The sequence below is a fragment of the Sediminibacterium ginsengisoli genome, from assembly GCF_900167075.1.
GTDB classification, from domain to species: Bacteria; Bacteroidota; Bacteroidia; order Chitinophagales; family Chitinophagaceae; genus Sediminibacterium; species Sediminibacterium ginsengisoli.
In genome coordinates this window covers 21,320-38,386 of sequence record NZ_FUWH01000016.1, presented here as the reverse complement: position 1 = coordinate 38,386, position 17,067 = coordinate 21,320, and the positions used below count along the sequence as shown (strand labels likewise).

At 41.0% G+C, this 17,067-nt stretch carries 21 protein-coding genes; 18 read left to right on the top strand and 3 right to left on the bottom strand.

The genetic code is table 11. The features are described from left to right. The 17 genes from B5D42_RS18065 to B5D42_RS17655 form a co-directional block, all read left to right on the top strand. Nucleotides 1-369: hypothetical protein (locus tag B5D42_RS18065; RefSeq protein ID WP_217698816.1), on the top strand; the 369-nt coding region annotated here is incomplete at its 5' end. Next, nucleotides 369-521, top strand: a complete 153-nt coding sequence (locus tag B5D42_RS17965; RefSeq protein WP_176112995.1) for a hypothetical protein — start codon at nt 369-371, stop codon at nt 519-521. The genes B5D42_RS18065 and B5D42_RS17965, both read left to right, overlap by 1 nt. Then, nucleotides 514-693 carry a hypothetical protein gene (locus tag B5D42_RS17725; protein WP_078831773.1) on the top strand — a complete coding sequence of 60 codons (180 nt, stop codon included), beginning with the start codon at nt 514-516 and terminating at the stop codon, nt 691-693. Before B5D42_RS17965 ends, B5D42_RS17725 begins: the two co-directional genes overlap by 8 nt. A gap of 97 nt (nt 694-790) precedes the next feature. Then, the gene (locus B5D42_RS17720; protein WP_078832886.1) at nt 791-1,414 is read left to right on the top strand and encodes a lysozyme; all 624 of its coding nucleotides are present in this window, start codon (nt 791-793) and stop codon (nt 1,412-1,414) included. 9 nt (nt 1,415-1,423) lie between these two features. Further along, a complete protein-coding gene (locus B5D42_RS17715) occupies nt 1,424-1,888 on the top strand; it encodes a hypothetical protein (RefSeq protein WP_078832885.1) in 465 nt (154 codons plus the stop codon). 1 nt (nt 1,889) lies between these two features. Further along, nucleotides 1,890-2,507: a hypothetical protein gene (locus tag B5D42_RS17710; protein WP_078832884.1), complete on the top strand. Its 618-nt coding sequence runs from the start codon at nt 1,890-1,892 to the stop codon at nt 2,505-2,507. After that, complete coding sequence (locus B5D42_RS17705; RefSeq protein WP_078832883.1) at nt 2,494-3,177, top strand: collagen-like triple helix repeat-containing protein; 684 nt, start codon at nt 2,494-2,496, stop codon at nt 3,175-3,177. The genes B5D42_RS17710 and B5D42_RS17705 overlap by 14 nt, the downstream gene beginning before the upstream one ends. A gap of 12 nt (nt 3,178-3,189) precedes the next feature. Continuing rightward, nucleotides 3,190-3,435, top strand: coding sequence for a hypothetical protein (locus B5D42_RS17700; RefSeq protein ID WP_078832882.1), 246 nt, complete (start codon nt 3,190-3,192; stop codon nt 3,433-3,435). Further along, nucleotides 3,432-3,773, top strand: coding sequence for a hypothetical protein (locus tag B5D42_RS17695; protein WP_078832881.1), 342 nt, complete (start codon nt 3,432-3,434; stop codon nt 3,771-3,773). The genes B5D42_RS17700 and B5D42_RS17695 overlap by 4 nt, the downstream gene beginning before the upstream one ends. A gap of 517 nt (nt 3,774-4,290) precedes the next feature. Continuing rightward, nucleotides 4,291-6,132, top strand: a complete 1,842-nt coding sequence (locus B5D42_RS17690) for an ATP-binding protein (protein WP_078832880.1) — start codon at nt 4,291-4,293, stop codon at nt 6,130-6,132. Nucleotides 6,133-6,214: 82 nt separating this feature from the next. Beyond that, entirely contained in the window at nt 6,215-6,949 is a 735-nt protein-coding gene (locus B5D42_RS17685; protein WP_217698861.1) for a LytR/AlgR family response regulator transcription factor, read from the top strand. A gap of 67 nt (nt 6,950-7,016) precedes the next feature. Next, the gene (locus B5D42_RS17680; RefSeq protein ID WP_078832879.1) at nt 7,017-8,204 is read left to right on the top strand and encodes a dioxygenase family protein; all 1,188 of its coding nucleotides are present in this window, start codon (nt 7,017-7,019) and stop codon (nt 8,202-8,204) included. A 117-nt stretch (nt 8,205-8,321) separates the two neighbouring features. Next, nucleotides 8,322-8,669: a hypothetical protein gene (locus B5D42_RS17675; RefSeq protein WP_078832878.1), complete on the top strand. Its 348-nt coding sequence runs from the start codon at nt 8,322-8,324 to the stop codon at nt 8,667-8,669. A gap of 77 nt (nt 8,670-8,746) precedes the next feature. Continuing rightward, the gene (locus tag B5D42_RS17670; RefSeq protein ID WP_078832877.1) at nt 8,747-9,175 is read left to right on the top strand and encodes a very short patch repair endonuclease; all 429 of its coding nucleotides are present in this window, start codon (nt 8,747-8,749) and stop codon (nt 9,173-9,175) included. Then, nucleotides 9,165-10,421 carry a DNA cytosine methyltransferase gene (locus B5D42_RS17665; RefSeq protein WP_078832876.1) on the top strand — a complete coding sequence of 419 codons (1,257 nt, stop codon included), beginning with the start codon at nt 9,165-9,167 and terminating at the stop codon, nt 10,419-10,421. The genes B5D42_RS17670 and B5D42_RS17665 overlap by 11 nt, the downstream gene beginning before the upstream one ends. 35 nt (nt 10,422-10,456) lie before the next feature. After that, a complete protein-coding gene (locus tag B5D42_RS17660) occupies nt 10,457-12,310 on the top strand; it encodes an ATP-binding protein (RefSeq protein WP_078832875.1) in 1,854 nt (617 codons plus the stop codon). Then, nucleotides 12,291-12,968 (top strand): SCO family protein, encoded by a 678-nt coding sequence (locus tag B5D42_RS17655; RefSeq protein WP_139367231.1) that lies wholly within the window; start codon nt 12,291-12,293, stop codon nt 12,966-12,968. The genes B5D42_RS17660 and B5D42_RS17655 overlap by 20 nt, the downstream gene beginning before the upstream one ends. Before the next feature lie 98 nt (nt 12,969-13,066). Here B5D42_RS17655 and B5D42_RS17650 read toward each other — a convergent pair whose 3' ends face one another. The 3 genes from B5D42_RS17650 to B5D42_RS17640 form a co-directional block, all read right to left on the bottom strand. After that, complete coding sequence (locus tag B5D42_RS17650) at nt 13,067-13,516, bottom strand: DUF3276 family protein (protein ID WP_078832873.1); 450 nt, start codon at nt 13,514-13,516, stop codon at nt 13,067-13,069. 125 nt (nt 13,517-13,641) lie between these two features. Continuing rightward, complete coding sequence (locus B5D42_RS17645; protein WP_078832872.1) at nt 13,642-15,474, bottom strand: ABC transporter ATP-binding protein; 1,833 nt, start codon at nt 15,472-15,474, stop codon at nt 13,642-13,644. A 95-nt stretch (nt 15,475-15,569) separates the two neighbouring features. Next, nucleotides 15,570-16,496 carry a TolB family protein gene (locus tag B5D42_RS17640; RefSeq protein ID WP_078832871.1) on the bottom strand — a complete coding sequence of 309 codons (927 nt, stop codon included), beginning with the start codon at nt 16,494-16,496 and terminating at the stop codon, nt 15,570-15,572. A gap of 225 nt (nt 16,497-16,721) precedes the next feature. Between B5D42_RS17640 and B5D42_RS17635 the strand changes: the two genes are divergently transcribed. After that, nucleotides 16,722-17,060, top strand: a complete 339-nt coding sequence (locus B5D42_RS17635) for a hypothetical protein (protein ID WP_078832870.1) — start codon at nt 16,722-16,724, stop codon at nt 17,058-17,060. The last annotated feature ends 7 nt before the right edge of the window (nt 17,061-17,067 follow it).

Sequence of the window (17,067 nt, the reverse complement as noted above, 5' to 3'; positions counted from 1 at the left end):
GGTTATAATAACTTCAATAACAACCGTAATAATCGACCAAAGCGTAAACGTTCTGGCTGCACTTCGGGTGTGTCTGGTGATAGCCGTAAGCCGTGGGTACGTGGTTGGAAAGCCAGTCGTCAAGGCTTTGTTACCATCATATGTGGCCCTAATAAGGGTACCAACGTACATGAGAGCCGTACAGGTCGCAATTGGGAAAACTGGACTGCTACGGTTCAGGTTGGCATGGCTGCTCCTTATCTCGTTAGCTGTCTTTACGATCAATCAACCGGTAAGGTTTCTATTGAGAAACTCGGATTGGTATTGAATCCTAAAGCGCCTAATGGCGGTTACTGCGGCCGCTTTGGTCAACCTAAAAACCGCCGCTAATGAAGTTCTTATTAAAAATGGGTGGCTTTCTCCGTAAGGCAATGATTTTCGGTGTCGTGCTGGGAGCGGTGAACGCAGGTTTCAAAGCTGCCCATGATTACTATGAAGGACATGCACCTGCGGACGCAAAGCCTGAAGTGAAGAATGACTAATCATCCCTATTCAATCGCAACGATTGGTGTGACAGGTAGCGGCTTTATGCATTTTCTTTCCCAGGTGCCGGGCGTGATCTCGGCCCTTGGTCAGATTGCAGTAGCGATTATTGCTGTAACACCAGCTATCAAACACATTCTTAACAAAAACAAAAAGAAAGATGAAATCTAAGACATTGTACATACTCGCTGCCGTGGTTGTTGCCGCTGGTGCTGCGTGGTACTTCTTCGGATCCAAGATCAAAGCCATGTTTATTAAATAGTAAACCATGGCGCGAAAAACCAAAAACCGAAAGGCCGCCCTTGTATTAGCGGCGGCTTTTCTTCTTGCTGCAGTTGCTTTTGTGTGGCGTATCATATTCCCGAAAAGAAACGAAGGGGATGAAACGTCAATGCTGGATGACTTGCAGAATACATTAACAATTTACAATCCATTTATGAGTGCAAAAAAAACAGCTGAAGCTATCATAAAAAAATGGGAAGGTTTATACCTCAAAGCCTACCAAGATAGCGCGGGAATATGGACTATCGGTTGGGGTACTATCAAGTATAAAAACGGTGCATCCGTAAAAAAGGGTGATGTGATCACAAAGGATCAGGCCCAGGCAGAATTTGAGTATGAGTTTAACCAGAAATACGATTTCGTTGTTTCGAGGTCAAAGGTTAAGTTAACGGATTCTCAAACGGCTGCGCTTGTATCGTTTGCTTATAACGTTGGTACTGGTGCTCTGCTCGAATCTACGTTATGGAAACGTATACAGGCCGGTGAATCAGCAAAGGCCGTAGCCGATGAATTTCTCAAATGGAATAAGGTAACCATCAATGGTGCAAAGGTTGCGATTGCAGGCCTTACGAATCGCCGTACTGATGAGCGTGCGCTGTTCCTCGTTTAAAAAAACAATATGGCATATAAAAGAAAAAACAATCAGGCAACGCAGTACATGCGTTGGGGTATTATCGGAATTGTTGTGATCGCGGTTATCGCATTCGGCAAGTCCTTGTTAAATAAGTTTTCCAGTGGCTTTGCTTTTCTGTCTGCCGGTAAGGATCAGCAGAAGGTAAATGCAGATCTTAATCAGCAGTCGTCAACTGCTATCCGTACCAGCTTTGTTGTCGGTGTTGTGAAATCGTTGAAAGATATGTTTGATGCTTGGTCAACATCGGAAAGCGAGGTAGTGGAATGTCTCAACTCTCTCCGCAATGCTGAAGAGGTGCAATATGCATCTACTTACTACCAGAATGCGTATGGCAATTCATTGAAAAATGCAGTGCTGAAGGAATTAGACAGCTGGGGCAATCCGATGGGATGGTTCAGTAAAAGCCACTGGTCTTCTTTAAACAAATACGTACAGGATAATCTCGTTTAATATGGCATTCTTTGAAGATTTAACGAAAACAGTTAATAACGTAGCAAGCAATCCGCTTGCAGCTGCTACGGGCTTTATTGGTGGCTTATTCAAGCGAGATACATTGTCCGATTGGAAAGGATGGCCACCGGCACAGGCGAGAGCATGGGTTACCGATTATCCGGCTGATGAAGATAAGGCACGTACAGCTTCCAATCTCTATGGTTATGTTAGCAACAAGGGGTTTGATACGCTTGTTAATCAGGATGGGTATGATTCTTATGGCACTTTCAGGCGTAAAGTAACGTACAAGGAAATTGCTGCAAAGATCCGCGCAGGCGGCATGTCTGCTGAAGCCGATGCTGTAGAAAGGCAGGATCCTAATTACTCAAAAAGTACGTTCCAGCTGGCTGGATCTACACAGTCATTTTTTCAGAATCCTGTTGTACAGTCGAACCCGATTGTTGGTACTGTTAATGGCAAAGTAGAGACACCGGAGCCGGGCAATACAAGGGTTCCTAATACCAGTACCAAGTCGTATATGAAAATCGGTGCTGTCATTGTTGCTATCGTTGCTGTTGTTATTGTAGCGATCAGGGCAATGAAACCAAAAAGGAGGTACGGTTATGGCAGACGTTAAGAATAACAGTAGCCGCCGGCAGAAAAACAGTGATTGGGAAGCTACCAGTGGTATTACCGAGATCCTTAACAAGCCTGAAGAGTTCGGAAAGGGTGACCCCGGAGATCCGGGGCCTCCCGGCCCTTCAGGCCCAAAGGGTGATAAAGGTGATAAGGGCGATAAGGGTGATACCGGTAATGATGGTGCGCCCGGCCCGAAGGGTGACAAAGGTGATCCAGGTGAGCCCGGAGCGGGTGCTGTAGATGAACGTTGGGTAACGTATTTTGATGAACATGGCCGTAATAGCCTCTATTTTCAGGATAACGGCGGTAATAAAATACATCTCAAGCCTACCAGTATTTCCGATTCTGGTACAGCTGTATTGCAGGTTTTTAGGCCTGAAGATATTACTGCTCGTCTTAAAATAGATGCAACCGAAACCGAGTTTGATGGTTCAATAAAGACCGGTGAGACTTTCGGCATTGATCCCGCTGCTGTCAAGATTGGTGTTCCGTTTCCTTACAACGATCTGATCACATATGAATATTATGTTACTGAAGATGATACGTTGGAAGATATGAAAACAAAGTTTAACGCCCTCTTGAATAGATTGACTTCGACTTTGGGCGGCTCGATTCTTCCGGTCAACATCAACGGTTATACATTCCCTATTTCCATCAGAAACGATTAAATACAAAATTCAATGACAAAAATAGCTTTACAAACGGCCATCAATGTTGATGGTTATGATTATGAGGTGCAGTACAGATCATCAGGAGCTGCGCGTATGCGTTACATGTTGCTGCATGGTTCAGAAGTTGTATATGCATCTACTGTGTTGTTGCAGAAAGAAGAAACGGATAGCTGGCTGACAGACGATGTGCTGATACAAAAAATAGCAGCTCTGCATCCGGGTATTGATTTTACACCTGTAAATCCTGCGCAATGATCACAGATGTACAATTTATAGCGCACTGGACAGTCCGCGTATATGAGGCAGAAACCGATACTTTAGGTCAGTGGCACTACAACATTACTGAAAGATTCATTCCGATATCGGAAGTCAGTGAGCCGTATAATATCAGTGCTGAATGGGGCAAAGATGCCGCTAAGGCAATGCTTGGCAGTAATGCTACGGATTTGCTGTCTTCTTTCGCTGGTTACAATGTTGCTCTCGATGCCTTAGTGTTAGAGCCTCGCCGCCTGTATTCAAGGGTAATGAGTAAAGATGTGCCGGTGGCTAAAGGTGATACACTCATGTGTGTTTGTCCTCCACCTGGGCGATAGTTGACATAAAAAAAGTGCAGGTTACCACGCCTGCACTTATAAATCCTTTCGGTTAGAAAGTTACACATTAAAACACCGGCCACCACAGCCGGATATTCTTATCCACAGTTGTTGGAAAACAATAATGGAGAGAATATATCGTTATAGTATCTTAGATGCCGTTTTATACGACACATTAAGCAAATAAACACCACCACCACATGAAACCATTTCCCTCACTCCTTACTGCCAATGGTATGCCAAACATACTAAAGTTTTCTGTAATACTGGCAGATTTTCATTTCTTATGTCTTTATCCTCTCCGATGGGGGAGTAGTTCTATTTTGTAACTCAGTCATAATCAATTGATTGCGAGTTTAAAATAGTATTAATTATAAGATATTTAATATTTGTTTTTATTACCATTTTTAAGTCAGTGGCTATGTTGTAAATAAAATATAGATAAAAAAGAAAGAGTAGTTTACGCAAAATATTGCCGAGTTCTAATGCGTTAACTTTGTGAAAGCGATATAAACTTATGAAAGTTAAATTGGGTCAAGCGGTCAAAATGTTTTTCGGTAATTCTTCACTCGAAATGGTATACTTCGAAGCTATAAGTAATGCCTTAGATGCAGAGTCTACTAAAATTAATATTGAAATCTCAATTGATGCACAGAATAGACCCGAGACTTTTGAAGTTAAAATATCCGATAATGGTTTAGGCTTCGATGATAGTCGATATGCTAAATTTTCAAATCTTTTTGATGTTGAAGAAAGTTCTCATAAAGGACTAGGAAGATTAGTTTACCTATGCTATTTCGATGAAATAATCGTCAAGAGTATTTTCTCGAAAAATAAGGAAAGGAGATTTACTTTCTCTCAACAATTTGAAGAAGAAAAATTTGAATTAAGTAATATACCCGACACACCCAATGGCACTTCCCTATTAATGAAGAGCTATACTTTACAAAAAATTGCAAAGTCTGAATACATAACTCCTAAAGATATTAAAAGCAGAATCTTAGAAGAATTTTATTCTAGACTATTTCAATACAAGAAAAATGGAAAGACCATAGAAATAAGCATTAAATCGAAAGTTGATAAAAGAGAATATGAAGAAGTACTCTCTAGTGATGAAATACCATCAATGTTATTTGTAGAGATAGAAAGTACTTTAAGTTTATACGACAGATTCCAGCTTTATTATTCCATTGAAGAGGTCAATGCTAGTGAAACATCTCTAATATCTGCAGTTTCAGTAGATAATAGAACTTTTAAGGTAGAATTAATAGCAGACGAAAATATTCCCACTGGATATAAAATGGTGTTCTTATTATTTTCAGATTACTTTATAGGCAAGGTTGATGCGTCAAGACAAAACTTAACGTTGACAAAACCTGAGTTAAAAGAAGTTCAAAGAATTTTCAGGAAAAAGGTTACATCACTAATAGAAGAAAAAATTCCTCGTATAAAAACGAATAATGCGAAAATTAAAGAAAACTTAGTGAATAGATATCCGCATTTGAACGGGTATTTTGACATTGATAATATTGGCTATATCAAAAGGAATGATATTTTAAAAAATGCACAAGACGAGTTTTTCAAAGCTCAAAAAGAAATTTTAGATGCGCATCATTTAACTGATGAACAGTTTGAAAAATCATTAGAAATTTCAGCGCGCGCATTAACAGAATATATATTGTTTCGTCAACTTACAATTGAGAAGCTCAAAAATTCAACATCGAAAGATAGTGAAGCTGACTTACATAAATTAATCGCAACAAAAGGAAAAGATGGAAAATTTGAAAAAACGAATCTGGTAAAGGATATATACAAAAATAACTCTTGGTTGTTGGATGATAAATATATGACTTATGAAATAATCCTGAGTGATCGAGAAATGACTGAGCTTGTTGAACATTTAGTGAAAGGAGAAGAAATTCAAAAAGATATTGACAGACCAGATTTCGCTTTTGTTTTTTCAAATAACCCAAGGGAGGATAAGCCTTTTGATGTAGTAATTGTCGAATTAAAAAAACGTGGCCTTGATCTTTATAATAATTTAAAAACGATTAACCAACTTGAAAATAGAGCAAGAAATTTGATGAAGTATTATAATAATAAGATTCAAAGGATATGGTATTATGGAATAATCGAATTCAATAGCGAAGTTGAACTGGCTTTATCAAGTGACTTCACAGAACTGTATTCAACAGGAAAACTATATTACAATGAAAAAGATGTCGCCATTTCATTAAATCCTAAAAAAACTGTACCTGTAGGTGTTTTTATGTGGGATATTGATGCTATTGTAAATGACGCTAATGCGCGAAATAGTACGTTCTTAAACTTCATTAAAAGTAAATTTGCAACTCAATAAATCAATTTTCACAGATTTGGAACTTTGGCAAAAGCCAAAGCATGTCCTTATTACTTGCTTAGTATTCTTCACTACCGCGAATGTGATCCTGGATTATGTATTCACCCGGTTTCAAAACAGTTCATTCTACATTTCCGAGTCGCTGCTGTTCAGTACTTACTGGTTGTTATATCTGCCATTGCTGCTATTAACGTATAAACTGACCCAAACCACTCAAAAGTCGATATTTAAATTATTGATCATCAGTTCGGCGATCGTATTCCATATGCTGGCTTACCCGGCTTTGGTGTGGATCTTGTCCGCTGTATTTTATGAGCATACATTCGATTACTGGCAGACTTTCAATTACGCCTTATCCGCTTACTTCCTTAAAACGGTGATCGTTTACGGGTTCTCGCTGGTCGCGTTTACGCTTTTGAACAGGAAAACCGAAGCAATTGAGCAGTCAAACGCCGCCAGGAACTTTATCAGCTCGATCCTGATCAACGACAACAATAACAGGAAATCCGTACTGGATGTAAATGAGATCCTGTATTTCTCGGCCAATTCACCTTATATCGATATTTACCATCCTGACAGGAAATACCTGTACACGGAAACGCTGAAAGCCCTGGAAACGCAATTGAACGATCAGCAGTTTGTACGCATCCATAAATCGCATATTGTGAACCTGGATAAAGTCGCAACGATCCAATCCCGTCAGAATGGCGATTACGATCTCACGCTCGCAGACAATACCATGCTGCGCCTAAGCCGTAATTACGCGAAGCATTTCAAACAGAAATTCTCAGAACGCCATCAGCTTACCACAAAATAGACTCCGCTTACCTTATCTGATTTGACAATCAATGGTTTCAATAGTCTCTTTGTAAAAAAAGTTGACCATGAAAACACTGATAAGCTGCCTGTGTATCTTATTTATCAGCTGCAGCGGACAAACCAACCAAGAATCAACCCTAAGAAAAAATGCAATCATTGGCGGTGGTTGCGATGGTTGTGAACTGATGTATGTAGGGATGCCGGAAACCATCCAGTCGGAAGATACCAGTCCCGGCTGGAATGAAAAAGGACAAAAACTGATCGTAACCGGAACCGTTTTCCAGCTCGACGGCCAGACACCTGCATCTGATGTGATCATCTATTACTGGCAGACGGATCATGACGGCTATTATTCACCGCGGCCAGGCATGGCTGAGAAAGCCCAACGTCACGGCCATATCCGCGGCTGGGTTAAGACGGGTAAAGATGGAAAATATACGATCAGAACCATTCGCCCCGCTCCTTACCCGAACGATATTTTGCCCGCACATATTCATTTAGCCATCAAAGAACCGGATCTGGCCAACGAATATTATACCGACGAGATCAATTTCGACGACGATAAACTCCTGATCCCGCATTTCAAAAAATACCCGCAGCAGAACCGCGGCGGCAGCGGTATTGTACGGGTGCTGCTGAAAGACAGTTTACAGATTGCCGAACACGATATTGTTCTCGGTCTGAACATTCCCGATTACCCGAAAAAAGGAACGGCCAAAGTACAATCCGGACTGAACATCGGCGAAGACCAGCCTTCGTTTACACCATTCCACGCATTCGGGCCGGATAAGGGAACACAGACCTGCCCGGTCTGCAAATACGGCCGCTACCATGGCATTGTTTATTTTGTGAGCAACCTGCCCGACTGGCCAGCCATCAAAAGCTGGCTCAGCTTCCTGGAGCAGGAAAGCGAAAAACGCAAACAATACCTGAAAGTCTATTTTGTGTACGGGAACAACAGGAACTACAATAAAAATACGCGCCAATCCGAACTGGAAAAATTAGGAACCGAACTTAACATAAAAAATACCGCATTAACTTTTGTCCCGGCTTTCAACGATAAAGCCACTGAAGCCCACCTGAACAAGATCAATCCCGAAGCTGAGAATACTTTTATCATTTATAAACACCGCAGTATTGTGGGGAAATATATTGATCTGAAACCGACGACTGAGAATTTCAATAAGCTGTCGAAGACCCTGGGCAAAACCCGCGGCGAATATTTTAACCTGCCTGAGCCTATGCATGATTAGTATTTTGTTGTCCCGTACCCTTGTCATTTTTGTATCTGGAACTAGTTCTTTTAGTTATCAGACATATTTACTATATTTCACATATCGCTTAAGATTACCAAACTGAACTGCTGCCCCATGAAACTGCTCATCTTCATCCTCGGAATCCTGAATGGAGCCTATATGCTGCTCGATGGCATTTATGTAATGCTTAAAGGCAAATACATTGGCCCTGAGAAGCCCGGTCCCTGGGCAAATCTCTTTTACAAACTGAATATTGATGTGTTCAAACTCGGGCCGTTGTTTCTGATCTATGGCCTGCTGTGGCTGGCCTGGGTATATGGGTTTTGGACGAACCAGAGTTGGGCTTATCTATTTGGGGTAATTATTTCTGTGCTTACGTTGTGGTATTTGCCGGTTGGGACGGTGTTTTCGGTGGTGGTTTTGGTGGTGCTTTGGAGGATGAGAGAGAACCCATTTTCTTAAGTGATCGCAAATAGTTAAATGATATATTAGTAAGGGAATCCGTAATCAAATGTATCTGAAGATGGGTACTTTTGTATATGGCTGATGTACACTCCAAAGAAATAAGAAGTTTCAATATGAGCCGCATCAAGGGTAAAAACACCAAACCCGAAATGCTTGTAAGAAAATTTCTTTTTTCACATGGACTGAGATATAAGTTGCATGATAAAAAATTACATGGCAAGCCTGATCTCGTTTTACCGAAGTACAGAACAATTATATTTATAAACGGTTGCTTCTGGCACGGACATGACCAATGCAGGTATTTTGTAGTACCAAAAACAAAAACTGATTGGTGGCTGGCTAAAATAAACGCCAATAAAGCAAACGATGCGGAAAATATCGCAAGATTATTGCATGAAAAATGGAAAATAATTGTAATATGGGAATGCGATTTAAAGGCTGATAAAAGGGCTGAAACATTGCAAAACCTTTTGAAAGGAATAACAAACAGAAATGAGTTTTAAATACATAGATTTATTTGCAGGAGCCGGAGGATTATCGGAAGGTTTTATCAGAGCCGGTTTCGAGCCCGTTGCACATGTTGAGATGGATAAGGCGGCATGCTATACCTTAAAAACACGCGTTGCCTATCATTATTTAAAAAAAAACAGTCAATTTGATATTTACATATCATATCTTAAAGGTGAAATAACACGATCTCAGCTTTATTCAAAAATTCCGGATGAATTATTGAATTCGGTAATTAATCTTCCTATCGGTGCTGAAAATAACTCCGCAATACATAAAGCAATAGAAACTCAACTAAAAGGGCAAACTGTAGATTTGATTATTGGTGGCCCACCCTGCCAGGCGTATTCGCTGGTTGGTCGAGCAAGATCTGAAAATGGAATGAAAGGAGATCATCGTAATTATCTCTATGTTCATTATGCAAAATTTCTGGAAAAATACAGCCCCAAACTATTCGTTTTTGAGAATGTAATTGGCCTTTTATCCGCCGGCAATGGTAAATATTTGAGCAACATGCAAAGGCTGTTTGAAAAGAAGGGGTATGAAATAAGGAAATTCAACGTTGAGGCAAATAATTTTGGCGTTTTACAAAAACGGAAACGTATTATTATCATTGGTTGGAAGCAGGGATTGAATTATATAGTTCCTGACCTGCTGACAATTAAGATAAACAGCAAATATGCCGTGCAAGCCTTGTTAAATGATTTGCCCAAAGTGCAGGCTGGCGAAACTGCTGCAAGATTTACAAAATACCGTGCTAAAACAAACGAATATCTTACCAACACTGCAATACGCAATGGCATTAATATACTTACACAACATATAGCACGACCGCATACACAGCAAGACAAAGAGATATATAGAATTGCAGTCAATAAGTGGAATAATAAAAGGGAACGATTGAATTATAATGATTTGCCGGAACGATTGAAAACCCATCAGAATCGTAAATCTTTTTTTGACAGATTTAAGGTTGTAGCGGCTGATGAGGCCTTTTCTCAAACTGTTGTTGCGCATATTTCGAAAGATGGTCATTATTATATCCATCCGGATATTGAACAAAACAGGTCTCTCACAATACGTGAAGCAGCAAGATTACAATCATTTCCAGATGACTACTTTTTCGAAGGTATTAAAGAAGGAATAGTAAAAACACCTGCATTCAAACAAATTGGAAATGCGGTGCCGCCTCTTATGGCAGAAGCAATCGCTAGACAACTTTTTGATATACTTAATAAATAAGAGTTTAAACGATAATTTCCTAAGCGAATTAAGACATGAGTGAAAATTTAACATTAAAATTCGATCCAAATACTATTGAGCATTTGGGCATTTCTTTGTATTCTAAGCTTCCAAGTGTTTTGTCCGAGTTAGTATCTAATTCATGGGATGCGGATGCCGATAATGTTCGTATAAATTTCTATGATAAAGACGGAGCTAAAGAGATTATTTATGAAGACGATGGAACGGGAATGTCCTTTGATGAACTTAATTATAAATTTTTATTAATCGGCAGAAATCGTCGTAGAGAAACCAAAGATAGCAAAACCGCAAAAGATCGATTTGTTATAGGAAAAAAAGGGTTGGGTAAACTGTCAGTTTTTGGCGTTTGTGATATAATTGAGGTGAAGTCAATTCAAAATGGCATACTAAATCATTTTAGAATGTGCTTAAACGATATCAAAACCGCAACTACTGGAATGTACAACCCAGAGTTGCTAAAAGATAAAAATACACCTACAACTGAGTCTAATGGAACAACTCTTTATTTGAAATCCATTAGGCGAAAGTCTGGATTTAATTTAGGCGATATCGCAATTAGTCTTTCTAAAAAATTCATGATTTTTGATGCATTGCAATTAAAAATGTTCTTAAATGATGCTGGTGAAACTGATGTAACAAATGAACTAAAATTTAATTCTTTTGAAGAACAATTCAGATGGGATTTTCCTAATAGCTTAGATGAGTCATATAAGTATAAAGATAATGTTAGGGGATTTATTCTGACAACGGTCACACCCATAAAAGATACAGAAATGTCAGGCATTTATTTAGTATCTAGAGGGAAAATAGTAAATACTGCTAGTTTTTACGGATTAAGGGATAACGATCAATTTCATTCATATGTTACGGGATATCTTGATGTGGATTTTATAGACGATTTTAATGAAGATGTAATATCGACTGATAGGCATTCTTTAAATTGGGAGAATGATCAAACAAAAGAGTTACAATTTTTTTTACAAAATGTAATAAAAAAAATAGGCAATGAGTGGAAACGTAAAAGGTCAGAGGTTAAAAAAGAAGATATTAAAAAAACAACACTTTTGGATATTGCTGAATGGCAAAAAAAACTACCTAGATTTGAAAAAGACCTAAGTGACAAAATTATCGAACCGATTTTATCGAATCCAAGAATTGAAACAGAAAAATCTAGTGAAATAATAAAGAACGTAATTGACAAATTCGAAAATAGAACTTTTAAGGAGTATGCCGAAAAAATAGCTGAAATTTCAAATGAGGAGCAATTACCACAGTTTCTGACACTCATATCGGACTGGAAGGCAATAGAGGCAAAACAATTTAGGGATATTGCTGTCTCTAGGGTTGAAGTAATTAAACAATTTGAAGAATATTTAGATAATGATACTAAAGAAGTACCTACTCTTCATAATTTTCTTAAAAAATTCTCTTGGCTTCTTGATCCGAGAATACTTGAATTTAGAGATGAAGTAACCTATAGCAAATTATTAAGTGAAACTTTTCCTGATGAGGTTTTAAATATTCAAGATAGAAGGATTGACTTTTTATGTAGCAATGCTTTAGGAGAAATATTATATGTAATAGAAATTAAAAGAAGTAGTTACAAAATTGATGAAAAAGCTATTGAGCAAGCGTATAAATATGGAGTTTTCTTGAAGAAAAAATATGCTCAGCATGTTGGTTTCTCTAAGGTTGTGTGTTATGTCGTAGGAGGTTCTAAATCTGGAGATGATTTTTTTGAAAGTAAAGAGGACACTTATAGAAAATCGGGTGAAGTTTTTGTTAAAACTTATAGAGAATTGTTAGAACAATCTAAGGAGTACCATAAAGAGTTTATTCAGACTTACAATGAATATAATAACCGCTAATAACCGTTTCATACTTCCCTTCATGGCACCCGCTAAAAAATACCCCCACCTCCCCCGCATCATCATTCCCGTATTACTTATACTCGGCATCACAGCTTCCATATTCGTAGTACGCCTGGTATTCTTCAACAAAAGCAAGGAATTACCGGTTTTGGGTGAGGCTAACCATACAGTGGGTGCATTTTCCTTTACCAACCAGGACGGCCAGACTTTTACAGATAAAGACGTGGCAGGTAAGATCCGCGTGGCGGAGTATTTTTTTACTACCTGTCCGGGCATTTGCCCTAAAATGAATACGAACCTGAAATCGGTTTACCAGGCTTTTAAAGACCAGCCGGATGTGGTGATCCTGTCGCATACCGTAGATCCGGTGCACGATAGTGTTGCGGTACTCAAGGCTTATGCAGGCAAATACGGCGTTACAGACGGGCGCTGGCAGTTCCTGACTGGTTCCAAAACCGCTTTATATGATGTGGCTGCTGCTGAATACCTGCTGGCGGCTACAGGTGATACTACAAGCATCGATAATCAATTCATTCATACCCAGCATGTTGCGCTGGTTGATCAACAAAACAGGATCCGCGGGTTCTATGATGCTACTGACCCTAAAAAAGTGGAACAGCTGATCGCGGATATCCGGGTGTTGGAAAAACAATAATCCCGCTCACATTCGGGCAAAGAAAAACCGCCACGAAGGCGGTTCATCAGTAAGCTTTGGTTGGTGGTATCAGTTAGTATTGGTGTGTTGGTAATTGCTTACCATTTATCTACTTCCTCAGATGCATTGCTTGCCGCAACGGTCTCTGCTACTGTCTGTGCTGGTGCGGCCACAACTGCCGGCGACTCCTCTTCTACCGGCTCTTCTGCAACTACTGCAGCTACATCCTGTGGCTCTGCTCCTTCTTCCGCATCGTTGTACTCGTGGTTGAACGCGTCAAAGTCAAAATCGGGCATCAACTCGGTCTTCACATAATCAACCGCTTCGTTCAGCGCTTTGATGAATTTGTTGAAGTCCTCTTTGTACAAAAAGATCTTATGCCTGTCGTACCCATTGTTGTCGAAACGTTTACGGCTTTCAGTAATAGTAAGATAGTAATCATTACCTCTGGTTGCCCTCACATCAAAAAAATAGGTTCTTCTTTTGCCTGCCCTGATCCGCGTGCTGTAAACACTTTCTAGTTTTTTTTCGTTGTTCTCGTACGACACAGTTTTTAGGTTTTGGTTGGTTAATTCCTTTTTATGACTAATACAAATATATGATTGTTATTGAATTACCAAAATTTTGCCCAAAATGTTTGAAAATAGTTACCTGGTCAGCGCTTTAGGGCGTTTCAGGCTATGTCCTGGCGGTGGTTTTCGGTGAGCTGGAGTCGGTAGAGCTCGGCATAATAGCCGTTTTGGGCCATCAGTTCGTCGTGGGTGCCTTGTTCGGTCAGGCGACCGCCGTCGAGAACGAGGATCCTGTCGAAGCGGAATGAGGAGAAGATCCTGTGGGTGATGATGATGGCTGTTTTATCGTGGAGGTAACGGTACAGGTTGCTTACAATTTCATGTTCGGTCTTGGCATCTACGGCGCTGAGGCAGTCGTCGAAGACCACGATCTCCGGATTTTTGATCAGTGCACGGGCAATGGAGATCCGTTGTTTCTGACCTCCGCTCAGTGTTACGCCGCGCTCGCCGATCATGGTTTCGTAACCTTTGTCGAAGCCCAGGATCTCTTTATGTACACTGGAAAATCCGGCGGCCTGTTCCACCATTTCCTGCGTAGCCTGTTTTTCCAGCCCGAAACTGATATTGTCTTTTACGGTATCGCTGAACAGGAATACATCCTGCTGCACATAGCTGACCTGCTCGCGCAAAGATTTCAGCGCAATATCATGCAGGCTCTTCCCTCCTATACTGATATTTCCCAGCGATGGATCATAGAACCGGAGCAATAGTTGCGCCAGGGTAGATTTACCGCTGCCCGTACGTCCCAATATCAGTATTTTCTCGCCTTTTTTTATTTGCAGCTGAATATCCTGCAACGCAGTAATGCCCGTATGCGGATAGGTAAATGTAACCTTGTCGAATACGATATCACCGCTTACTTTCACCGGCGCAGCATGGCCTTCATCTTCAATGGCCGGCTTGGTCTTCAGGAATTCGTTCAGCCTTTTCTGGGATGCTGCGGCGCGCTGGATCATGCTGGCCGTCCAGCCGATAGCACTTACAGGAAACGTGAGCATATTGATATAGATCACGAATTCAACGATCAGACCTACTTTACTCGTGTCCTGCAATGCCTGTAAGCCGCCGATCAGGATAGTTACCAGTGTGCTGATACCGATCATCAGGGTCATGCTCGGGAAATAGATCGCTTCTACTTTGGCAAGACCTACCGCATTATGTTTGTAAGATTCGCTGTTCTGCCTGAAAAAGCCGAGCATCGCTTTCTCCTGCACAAAGGATTTGATGACCCGGATACCTGAATAGGATTCCTGGGCATTGGTGGTCAGATCCGACAGGAGTGCCTGGATCTTCTCACTTTTTTTATTGATGATGCTGTTGACATAATATATAGTAATGGCCAGCAGCGGCAACGGCGCCAGTACATACAAAGTAAGCGTCACATCCTTACGCAGCATGTTCACCACACAAAAACCGATCAGTGTTACCAGGTTGATCAGGTACATGATGGCCGGGCCGGTGTACATCCTTACGCGGCTCACGTCTTCCGTCATGCGGTTCATCAGGTCGCCGGTGCTGTGCGTTTTGTAGAAACCGGTGTCCAGCTTCTGGTAATGGTTATAGATCTCGTTCTTCTGGTCGTACTCGATATGTCGGCTCATTACGATAATGGTCTGCCGCATAAAGAACATCAGGATGCCGCGGATCACTGCCAGCAATAAAATAGTAAGACTGCAAACGGCCACCATCCAGCCAAAACTGAACTGTGCGGCATGTACCGCATCGATAAACCATCTTACCAGGATATCATGGGCAGGCTTGGAAGTAACCGGTGCTGCGCCGGGTAAGCGCTGCTGCACCATATTCACCACAAAACCCGTTACCTGTGGCGCCAGAACTGCAAAATAGTTCGATAATACAACGAACAAAGTGCCGATAAAAAAGCGAACGCGGTATTTCCAGAAATAATGATGTAAGGCTGCCAGGTGCTTCATGAAGAGCAAAGGTAGGAACCGGCGCTCTTATACAGCCGGAGTATTTGATAAATGGAGTTGTTTCCTGTGAACCTATGGAACAGTAGCTCCTGCTGTTATGATTTGGGCAGCCATTCTTTCAGGCTTACCATATAAATATTCGGCAGGCCGTTCCGGTAGGAATTGAATAAAGATTCCAATTGGGCCGGCGTATAGGGTTTGTCTGTTGCCGGCGTTTCTCTCGAAGCTGAAAAATACAAGGTTTTGTTATCTGCCGATAATCCCGGTGCGCCCTCCGGTCCCGGCGTGTTCACCGCAGGACCGAGATTACGGGGTTCCGTCCAGGTGCCATTTTCGTTATAACTGATCCACAGATCATTACCGCCAAGTCCTCCGGTTCTGGTTGAACTCACGAACACGATAAATTTTTCATCCGCTGAAATGATCGGGTCGAAATCATTGGCTGCCGGCGTGTTGAACGATAACTTCTCCGGCAACTGGTATTGTCCGTTCAACAGCTTCGATACATAAATATCTGCATCCCGTCCTTCTCTTGAAAAATAATAAGCATTGCCATTGGCCGCTACAGACGGATACTGTGGTTTCATTCCTGCTGATACCGGCAAAACAAATGGCTGCGGTTCTCCGGTTATTTTACCATTTTCCAGCTGCACATAGAATAATTTATAATCGAATTCGGTCCTTTTCTCACCTGCTAACGGTCTGTCAGACATAAAATATAAGCGTTTACCATCCGGCGCCACAAACGGATCGGTATCCCGATACTGACCGGTAAACGGTGCAGGTTGCGGCTGGCTCCAGGAATTTCCCTGCTTGTTTGAAGTGTAAATAGCGATCAGTCCCCACCCCGTAGTAGTTCTGCTGTAAAAAACTGTTTTTTCATTCTTTGTAAAAGAAGCATTGAGTTCATGCGATCCTGCAGAAATAATACCCGGCGCAAACATAACAGGTTTGGCGGCTTCCTGGGCAGATAACGCGGAAGAGGTAAGAAAACATGCGATTACTATTATACTGAGCTTCATTTTTTTACTAAAAATGCATAGTCTGCGTTTCCCAAAAACAGCATTACTGATCAACGGTATTATTGGTATTTAAAAGGGCAGATTATGATCATTAACATATTATCATTGTCTGATTTCTAAATCATTAACAATCTTTTTAAAAATCATAGCTGTACTTTGTATGTAGTCTAAACCCTGGTGAGAAAAAAAATAATACATACCACCCAACGTATTTTTTTATTTCTGATGGCCCTGCAGATATTGAACCTGTCTACAGATGCCATCAATTTCCAGCCTATGGGCACTTCCTCTGCTACTGTTGTCGAATACAATGACCTGAACACATTGGTTGAATATTTTGCCGAAGTCGTATTGGGAAAGAAAAACGCTTTCCCTGAAAACCTGCAGCATGAAGAAAAGCAATCGCAGGTGCAGAAGCATATTACGATCAAATTATTCAATCAATCGACACTTGTTGACAACTCTGTCCAATACACCGTTTCTGCGCGTTACAGTACACCTGTGGACGACAATAAAACGGTTCGTTTTGCAAGAGAGATCACACCCCCTCCTCCCAAAGCCTGAACAGGCC